Annotated in this window: 7 protein-coding genes; 5 read left to right on the forward strand and 2 right to left on the reverse strand. The window is 32.8% G+C overall.

Annotated elements, in window-relative coordinates; all coding sequences use genetic code 11:
- Positions 1-168 precede the first annotated feature (168 nt).
- On the reverse strand, positions 169-840 hold the full coding sequence (locus CVD18_RS20445; RefSeq protein WP_103867347.1) for a matrixin family metalloprotease: 672 nt from the start codon (positions 838-840) through the stop codon (positions 169-171).
- A gap of 407 nt (positions 841-1,247) precedes the next feature.
- On the opposite strand from CVD18_RS20445, the gene CVD18_RS20450 reads away from it, so the two are divergent.
- The 4 genes from CVD18_RS20450 to CVD18_RS20465 all read left to right on the forward strand — a co-directional run bounded on the left by CVD18_RS20450 (position 1,248) and on the right by CVD18_RS20465 (position 6,286).
- Entirely contained in the window at positions 1,248-1,688 is a 441-nt protein-coding gene (locus CVD18_RS20450) for a hypothetical protein (protein ID WP_103867348.1), read from the forward strand.
- Positions 1,689-1,858: 170 nt separating this feature from the next.
- Positions 1,859-3,367, forward strand: a complete 1,509-nt coding sequence (locus tag CVD18_RS20455) for a lipase (protein WP_103867349.1) — start codon at positions 1,859-1,861, stop codon at positions 3,365-3,367.
- The gene (locus CVD18_RS20460; RefSeq protein WP_103867350.1) at positions 3,354-4,631 is read left to right on the forward strand and encodes a GDSL-type esterase/lipase family protein; all 1,278 of its coding nucleotides are present in this window, start codon (positions 3,354-3,356) and stop codon (positions 4,629-4,631) included. The genes CVD18_RS20455 and CVD18_RS20460 overlap by 14 nt, the downstream gene beginning before the upstream one ends.
- On the forward strand, positions 4,628-6,286 hold the full coding sequence (locus CVD18_RS20465; RefSeq protein ID WP_103867351.1) for an MBOAT family protein: 1,659 nt from the start codon (positions 4,628-4,630) through the stop codon (positions 6,284-6,286). The genes CVD18_RS20460 and CVD18_RS20465 overlap by 4 nt, the downstream gene beginning before the upstream one ends.
- Positions 6,287-6,434: 148 nt before the next feature.
- Here the strand turns inward: CVD18_RS20465 and CVD18_RS20470 are convergent, their stop codons facing one another.
- A complete protein-coding gene (locus CVD18_RS20470; RefSeq protein ID WP_158250525.1) occupies positions 6,435-7,073 on the reverse strand; it encodes a type II CAAX prenyl endopeptidase Rce1 family protein in 639 nt (212 codons plus the stop codon).
- 254 nt (positions 7,074-7,327) lie between these two features.
- Here CVD18_RS20470 and CVD18_RS20475 point away from each other — a divergent pair, with 254 nt between their 5' ends.
- On the forward strand, positions 7,328-7,639 hold the full coding sequence (locus CVD18_RS20475; protein WP_103867353.1) for a transposase: 312 nt from the start codon (positions 7,328-7,330) through the stop codon (positions 7,637-7,639).
- Positions 7,640-7,841 lie beyond the last annotated feature (202 nt).

Raw genomic sequence — 7,841 nt, forward strand, 5'->3', positions numbered from 1 at the left:
ACAAAAAACTGTCCTAGATGTTAACGCTATAAAGAATTACAGAAATATCGAAGCACAATATCAAAAACTAATATCAACGCAATTATAAACTAGAGCCTAAGTTTTTTGAAAATAACATCCTCATGAATTTTAAAACTCACGAGGATGTTTAATATTATTTTATAAAAATTAGAGAGGGTTGATAACGTTAGAAAATAAGATATTGCTTATGGCATTAGCATCTCTTGGAGATATACCTCCCCAGTTTTCATTAGCTTCTGTAACATTAGGAGCCATAAAAGATACAGGTCCATAATGTTGTAAACCAAGATTATGTCCTAATTCGTGTATCATAATGTAATATCTAAGATTAGGTGTTAAAACAGGATCTAGGTTATCGTAGTTAAGGTTTATAGTGACAAACCTACCAACAGGCCCATTTGCAACATCAGGAAAATCAGCTCCCGCAGGAGAACGATCAAGACCTATTTCTGCTTCTCCAGAAATTACAATATCGGCATTTGCCCGAGAGAGAACCCTTCTCATGTTTAAAAAATTATTAATAGAACTCCATTCGCCAAGCGCTCTGTTTGTTGGAGCAATCCATTCTTGAGGAACTTGATTGTAAAATATTTTTATATCCCTCAAAAATTCTTGACCAGCAACACCTACAAATACTCGTCCTTTGCTGGTATTTTCTCCAGAAGTATTTAAATAGATATCTCTAGTTTGTTTTTGAACAGTTTCTTGTTGTTCAAAAGTTTCTGGCGCTTCTTTTTCGCAAGAAATAAATAAGGTGGCAAAACCTAGTACAGCTAGTACCGATAATTTAGACAGACTTTTTAAAAATGTCTTTTTCATGTTTGTGTAAGTTTAAAGAGTTAGTAAAATTATAAGTTAAAGTTTATTTTTAGAGAGAGATCAATAGTACATGCTCTTAGTTCCGGACCTAGGTTGCATACTATGTAGCTTTATAAAAGCGATACAATCACAAAAACAAACTAAAACTATTTTAAGTTGTCAACTAAATTAAGGTAAAAAAAAATGATGAGTTTTGGTTTTGTAGTAATTAACTCATAGTTAACGGTACACATGTTTTTTTTACGAAAATTAACCTTTTGATTTGCCTTCAAAAATGATAAATTCTTATCCCTTTTAATTTATTTTTTTATAGGAATTATAGCTGATAGTATGAAAAAGTGATCAAAGAAATTTACAGAGATTATTAATAAACTTAAAATGTTAAAATTTTAAAACCTTTTTTTGATATGTTATTAATTAAAAAAGGCGCATTAACTTTTATAGAGTATAAATTAGATCATAAAAAAATAAAAGTATTGATGAAACATAATATTACAGTAACTTTTTTTATAATACTTCCGTTTTTCTGTTTAAGTCGGGTGTACGACAAATTTCCCATTATGCTGCATTTTGGCATAATGGGAAATTTGTCGTACACCCATTCTAAAAGTACTTTGTACACATATAAAGAAAGACCATTAGATTCTCTATATGATTTCAATAAGATGCAATTATCAGATTACTATGAGATACTTCAAAAAAATGGTAAAATGGATATGTATGGGTTTTCTCTAGAAAAAGGAGATTATTTGGTAATGGTACCTCCGTATAAAAGAAACTCAGAAGGGTGGTGGGGAGTATATAGACCAGTAAAAGAACGGTGGATAGTGGTAGCAGGAGATTTATAAGTATAAGCAGTATAAAGTTGAGTAAAGTAAAACCTATATAGAATCGACTTGTTGTTTTAAAAAAAGTAAATAAAAAATGTTATAAAATAAATTTAATGCATCATATCGATATACTTTGTAGTTTGTAAAAACTTCCTATTTTTACAAGACATTAACATTTTAAAGAATCGTTGAGAATTAGACCTATTTATATATCATTATTTATCCTATTTATACTAGGAGGATTATTTGGACTTATGTTTTTGAGTGAGCAAGGAAAAACAGAGAATGCTCAAACACAAGATGATGGATTTTATTATCAAGACGTATCACTCAAATATCCAACATATGCTACCTTTTTGGGATTAAAGAAAGATACTACTCTAACCCGCCAAGACGTTCTAGAAGTTACTCAGATTGTAACCCCTCTTGATATAGAAACTACAGACAATAAAGGCGATACCGTTGTTACAGATAAAATTACTCAATTACCTGATTTTTCTAAAATAGATACTACCCGACTTGTACGAATCAAATACCCTGAGAATTCCCCTGATTTTGCAAATGAGCTAAGAACAAAACTAGCATCAAGATCATGTAGAATTTTACATTATGGAGACTCTCAAATAGAAGGAGACCGTATCACTGGGTATTTACGTAATAGGCTACAGCTTATGTATGGTGGTGGGGGACCAGGTTTTTTACCTGTATTACCCGTCTATAACCAGATAAGTGCAACCGTAACCCCTAGTGAGAATTGGCAACGATATGCTTACTTTGATCCTACTCAAAAAAAGTTCTCTCACAGAAAATACGGGACATACCTCTCTGTTTCACGATTTACAGCATACCAAACAGAACAGCCAGATAGTACAGCTATGAATGCATTGCCAGTTGTAAAAGCATCGGTAACCATAGGTAAATCTACAAAAGCGTATGCAAAATTTAGAAGGTTTACCAATATAGGATTGCATTACGGTAATTGTAATACTCCTATAAAAATAGCCGTGTACAATGATGGAGCATTGATACAACAAGATAGCTTGATAACCGACGGAAAATATCATCAGTATAAAATAAGAACAAGTACGACTCCTACCAATCTCAAAATAGAGGTAGAAGGTAAGATAAGTGCAGATTTCTATGGATTAACACTTGATGCTCCTTCTGGAGTGCAAATAGATAATATTGCTATGAGAGGTGCATCAGGAACTATATTTGCCAGTTCCAATGCTGGAACCTATAGTCGAATGGCAAGACAGCTAAAACCCAAAATTGTTATTATGCAATACGGGGGTAATACGATGCCCTACCTCAAAGACTCTACAGATGTCGAGAAGTATGCAAAAAGAGTTGTCAATCAAGCAAACTGGATACGAAGACGCGCAAAAAACACCAGCTTTATATTTATTGGTCCTACAGATATGTGCCAACCCGTAAACGGAAAAATGGAAACCTATCCTCTGTTACCTTATTTAGATACTAAATTAATGGAGACCTGCCTAGAGAATAATGTTGCTTACTGGAGCATGTATAAGGCTATGGGAGGGAAAGGAGCAATGGCATTATGGGTAGATGAAAAACTTACCGCTAAAGATTACATGCATTTTACCTGGAAAGGAACCAAAATAATATCTGAACTATTTTTTACAGCCCTATACCTTGACCTCAAAGAACCTAAAACTAATGAAGAAACGTAGACAATTATTTTTTTTACTATGGCTACTGGTATTACCAGCCATAGCACAGACCTATACTATAGATACATTAAAGAATAAATATACTTTTATAAACTGGAAAGCCAATACAATCAAGATGGCAGAAAACTCTCCAGCTTTCAAAAAACTGTATCAAAAGCTAGATGCTATTGCCAACGGAAAAAAAGAAAATGTACACATTTTTCATATCGGGGGGTCACATATTCAGGCTGATATCTACTCAAATCGATTACGGTCATACCTGCAAATGATGAATCCAGAAGCAAAAGGACAACGAGGATTTATATACCCATATAGCATTGCAAAAACTAATAACCCTGGTAATTATAGAGTAAAATATGATGGTGTATGGCGAGGGTATCGATGCTCGGTCAATAGAGATAGCATAGCTTGGGGATTGTCAGGAATCACTGCTGTTTTCAAGGATAGTGTTTCCAATATAAAAATAAAAGCAAACGGTAATAACTACCACGAAAAAATGTATGATTTTAATAAAATCAGAATTTTTTATGATAACTGGACCACAGATTATGAAATATCTTTTAAACAAGATAGCCTTGTCACAGAAGTAACAGAAAATAAACAAGCACATTTTGTAGAATATACTTTTAATAAAACGGTTGAAGAGATTGAGTTTTGTGTGCGTAAAGTAAAAGGCGCACAGAATGCAGAATTCCTGATGATGGGGATAGAGCTTATGAATGATAATAGCGGAATACAATATACTTCTATAGGGGTAAACGGTGGGAGTTTTGGATTCTATAAACGATGCCGATATTTTGAAGAGCAATTGATGCTCTATAAACCCGATTTATTTATTGTATCCATTGGCACCAATGATGCCTATTACCCAGATTTTGATCCCGAAAAGTATAAGGCATACTATACAGAGTTGATCAAAACAATTCAAAAAGCAAACCCTGATTGCGCTGTACTGCTTACCGTACCCAATGACTCCTATTATAAAAGAAAAATTCCTAATCCTAGAACCCGTATAGCCCAAAAAGTAATTTATGAAGTAGCAAAAGAACAAAAAATGGCGATTTGGGATTTTTATGAAATCATGGGAGGATTCAATTCCTCACAAAGTTGGTATACAAATAAATTAATGCCTCGAGACCGTATTCATTTTACGGTAGCGGGATATAGAATAAAAGCAGACCTTTTACTACAGGCATTAGTACATTCTTGGGAGAACGAAATGCAATTGGAGTATAACACTGTTTTGAGCCAGATTATTAAATGAATAGACTTATAGACATATTTTCTTTTTCAGAAGACTTTCCCTTAATTTTTACACAGGCAAACTTCTGGATATTTTTTGCAGTAGTATATTTTATCTATGCAATAGTATATAGTAATAAAAATTTGCGAAGCGCCTATCTTTTCGCAATCAGTTTACTTTTTTATTATAAAACCAGTGGATTTTTTATAGGTATCTTATTATTTAGTACCGTCAATGATTTCTTTTTGGGCAAAGCCATCTATAAAAGTAGATCGGTAGTATTACAAAAGATATTGGTAGCAATCAGTGTGATCATCAACCTGAGTACACTATGCTATTTTAAATATGCCTATTTTTTTGCAGATTCATATAACTACCTGTTTCAAACAGACTATGAGGTTATAAACTATCTCGCACAATGGGCAAATACATGGGCAACAACAGATTATTTTACGGTAGATAAAATAATTCTTCCGGTAGGGATATCCTTTTATACCTTCCAGACGATTAGTTATAGTGTTGATATATACAGAAAACAGATCAAACCCCTTAATTCGATTATTGATTTTGGATTTTTTGTAAGTTTCTTTCCTCAATTAGTAGCAGGACCTATAGTGCGAGCATCAGATTTTGTACCACAGATTAGAAAAAAAATAACCATAACCCAAGAAGAATTTGGCAGGGCTACTTTTATGATTCTTAAAGGACTTATCAAGAAGATGTTGTTTGCAGATTATATTGCAGCAAACTTTATGGATCGGGTATTTGATGTACCCGAAATGTTCTCTGGTTTTACCAATATCATGGCAATGTTTGGGTATTCGTTACAGATTTATGGCGATTTTTCAGGATATACCGATATCGCTATAGGATTAGCAATGCTTATGGGGTACAAACTCCCCGTTAACTTTGATTCTCCTTACAAGGCAATTCATTGTGGTGATTTCTGGAGGAGATGGCATATCTCATTATCAAGTTGGCTCAAGGATTACTTATATATTCCTATAGGAGGTAATCGTAGCGGAAGCATCTTTTCTTATGCCTTTGTATTACTATTTACTTTTTTGGGTGTTTTTGCAGTATCAGACTATTCTATTGCACTGGTAGCAGCGGCTCTTGTGGGAGGTTTTTTGATCATGACACTCTTTTCATCAAAACTGGCACAGCATTTTAATAGAAACATAAATATTATGATTACCATGCTTATCGGTGGGCTATGGCATGGTGCCTCATGGAAATTTGTGATCTGGGGGGGATTAAATGGCTTGGGTGTAGTAGCCTATAAATATTGGCGTAAAGTCAGTCCCTATGAAAGCTCTACAAAATGGTATGCATTGTTATGGAAAATCACTTTTACATTTTTCTTTATAACCTTTACCCGTATCTATTTTAGAGGAAATAGTATGGATCATATCAATCGTTTTTATCAACAAGTAATAACCAATATGGATTGGCAGAATGCCCTTGCCGTATTGTGGGAGTATCGCATTGTTTTTATCGTAATGGCATTGGGGTATATTACACACTGGTTGCCATATCGTACCAAGGACTGGGCAGAAAACGTATTTATAAAAAGCAATATAGTAATCAAGGCGCTCGTAGCAATGGTAGTAGCAATATTATGCTATCAAACCTATGCGGCAGATTTTCAGCCATTTATTTATTTTCAGTTTTAGAAAACACATTGTCAAAATTTTACCTAATATAGTAGGGTTACATCCTTATCAACAAGGGGTACTGCCCCCCCCCCCTTATTGTGAAGGTTCTTGTGAGAGGTTTAGGGATAAAACCCCTCTTTTTCTATTCAACTGTAAGTAGATGTTTTTAAAGTATAATATCGAATATAAAGTGTAATACAATAGCATATAATATTCCTGCTCTAATTCTAACGAAACTCAAAATAAAAGCTCCTATGAGTTGAAAGATAATAGTTTTTAAATACCCTATTTCTAATCCTTTAGAGTTGAAAAAATGAAGAAAAGCGAATAGAAATGCACTGAAATACACAATATAGCTAAAGTTTTTATTCCAAAATTCGATAAGCTTTGAATTATATTTTTTTCCAATAAAATATAGAATTAAAAATAAAATTACAGCTAAAATCCCCGTTTCTATTAAGCCTTCAGGTTCAAAAAACATATTACTAAAAGATATTTTTTTATAATAATAAGAAAATATTCCAGTGATAGATATAGAAAATAATAAAGGTTTGAATTTTGTTAAAAATCCTCGAAAAGCAAATTCTTCGAAAATTGCAACCATTGAATATAGTATGATTGGATGATATAGTTTTTCAACATTTTCATTCATATTATCATTAAGCTCTCCTGTTGAATATAAATAGATTGCATATAATAATAATAAAGGAATAATAAGTAGAATATTTAAAAGTAATGAATTAAAAGTTAAGAGAGATTTGTTTTTTATCCCTTCTGTTTGCTTTAAATAATTAGGTTTTTTCAAGAATTGAAAGAACTCTTTCCAATTGGTTAGTGTATTCATTGTATTATATATTAGTTTATTTTCTAGTTAGACTATTTTCAATAAAATTTGTTACAGAGCTGTTTTTTTTTTAGTTCAAGTCCTTTTGTATCAATTTCATTTTTTATTTTTAGGTAAATTATTCCTGAAACACTTTTCAAATTTGACTGTGTGATAGTTTAGCCCCCAATAAGTTCGGAGTGTTCTTTTAAATTTCAAACTAATACATTTGAGATATGAAATACAAGAAATGGACTTTAGACCAGAAGTTAGAAATACTAGCTACTTCGGAAGAGATTGGTATCGTAGAAGCTTGTCGTAAGTATGGAGTTAGCACTGGCACTTTTTATAGTTGGAGAAAGAAGTTTGACCATCAGGGAGAGGCTGGTTTAAAAGTTACTTATGACACTAAGAGTAAAGAGCTTAAATCTGCAGAAGAGGAGAACCGAGTGCTTCGTAAATTACTTAGTGATAGAGAAATAGAATTAGAGGTTCAGCGAGAGCTTTTAAAAAAAAAGTTTGGCACGTCCGATCCAAGAAAGATTTAGTAAACAGTACTTATGAAAAGCATAAATGCAGTAAAACCAAAATCATTAAAATGGTTGGTGTTGTAGAAAGTAGTTATTACAGAGAACCTAGTGGTGGTAAGAAGGGGAATAAGCCTTCTAAGCTCACCTATCATCACACTAAAGGGTTTGTAGACCAAACAACAGTAATATCTTCTATAAAAGAATTTCTAAGCTATGAGTT

The organism is Aquimarina sp. I32.4, assembly GCF_002924285.1.
Classification (GTDB): domain Bacteria; phylum Bacteroidota; class Bacteroidia; order Flavobacteriales; family Flavobacteriaceae; genus Aquimarina.

What these genes read in the sequence shown, in the direction of transcription:
- CVD18_RS20475 (WP_103867353.1), top strand. Translation starts at nt 7,328, where the DNA reads ATGAAATACAAGAAATGGACTTTAGACCAGAAGTTAGAAATACTAGCT.
- CVD18_RS20445 (WP_103867347.1), bottom strand. Translation starts at nt 840, where the DNA reads ATGAAAAAGACATTTTTAAAAAGTCTGTCTAAATTATCGGTACTAGCT.
- CVD18_RS20465 (WP_103867351.1), top strand. Translation starts at nt 4,628, where the DNA reads ATGAATAGACTTATAGACATATTTTCTTTTTCAGAAGACTTTCCCTTA.
- CVD18_RS20460 (WP_103867350.1), top strand. Translation starts at nt 3,354, where the DNA reads ATGAAGAAACGTAGACAATTATTTTTTTTACTATGGCTACTGGTATTA.
- CVD18_RS20450 (WP_103867348.1), top strand. Translation starts at nt 1,248, where the DNA reads ATGTTATTAATTAAAAAAGGCGCATTAACTTTTATAGAGTATAAATTA.